A 976-nucleotide genomic window follows, 5' to 3' on the forward strand; every position below is an offset into this window, starting at 1 on the left:
GGATAGACGAGTTCTTTAATCTCGTGGCAGTCGAGACGCTTCCGCTCTTCGAATACCTCGACTTTGACTTTCTCAGTGAGTATGACGTGTTCGCCCCCGATGAGCGGGGGCGAACACGAGACCACCATCCGCCAGAACTCTTCAGAGGGTTTCTTCACTGCCACTACAAGGGGATCTACGGTCCTCGTCCAGTTACCCGAGAACTCCAGAATACGGCCGTCTGGTTCAGCTGTGGCTTCGATCGACCGCCGTCAAGAGACGCGGTCGATCGCTTCCTCACCGATCTCGGACTCGTCGTTGACGACGTGTTCAGCCACCTCGTCGAACAGGCCGCTGCCTGCGGCCTGCTCGACTCTACCTTCCGAATCGATTCGACTGATCTCGAAGCCCTCGCGTGGAACGATGACGCTTCGTGGAACTACGACCCAACGGCCGAAGAGTACTACTACGGGTTCGGCCTGTCGATCGTTTCCACAGGGCCAAAGATTCCGATCGCAGCGGAGTTTACGCAGGCCAAACAGGCCTCGAAGGAGACGGCGATACGCGTCACACGTGACGCGCTCGCCGTCAAGCAGCCGATCTGGATGGTTGGAGACAGTGGCTACGACATCCTCGATTGGCACGACTTCCTGCTGGAAGCAGGAGTCGTGCCGATCGCCCCGTACAACGCACGAAACACCACTGATCCGCTCGATATCGAATACCGCATCGAAGACCGAATCAATGAATTTACCGAGGATGTCACGCTCAAGCGTTCGATCCTCGCTGAGACGTACAAGCGCCGAACGCAAGTTGAACGAACGTTTGGTGCGTGTTCAGATTGCGGCCTCGGGACGCTGCGCGCCCGAGGCCGCGCCCATGCGCGGGTAGAAGTGTATCTTGGACTGTGTCTCCGAGTGATCGTTGCCATCACGAACTACGAACAGGGTGAAAATCCGGGTCGAACCAAGCTCGTGGCATGAGATGAATTGTATGA

Annotated in this window: 1 protein-coding gene; it reads left to right on the forward strand. The window is 57.3% G+C overall.

What is annotated here, in order from left to right; all coding sequences use genetic code 11:
- Positions 1–2: 2 nt before the first annotated feature.
- The gene (locus EA472_RS21845; protein WP_124193554.1) at positions 3–962 is read left to right on the forward strand and encodes a transposase; all 960 of its coding nucleotides are present in this window, start codon (positions 3–5) and stop codon (positions 960–962) included.
- Positions 963–976 lie beyond the last annotated feature (14 nt).

The sequence above is a fragment of the Natrarchaeobius oligotrophus genome, assembly GCF_003841465.1.
Taxonomy (GTDB): domain Archaea; phylum Halobacteriota; class Halobacteria; order Halobacteriales; family Natrialbaceae; genus Natrarchaeobius; species Natrarchaeobius oligotrophus.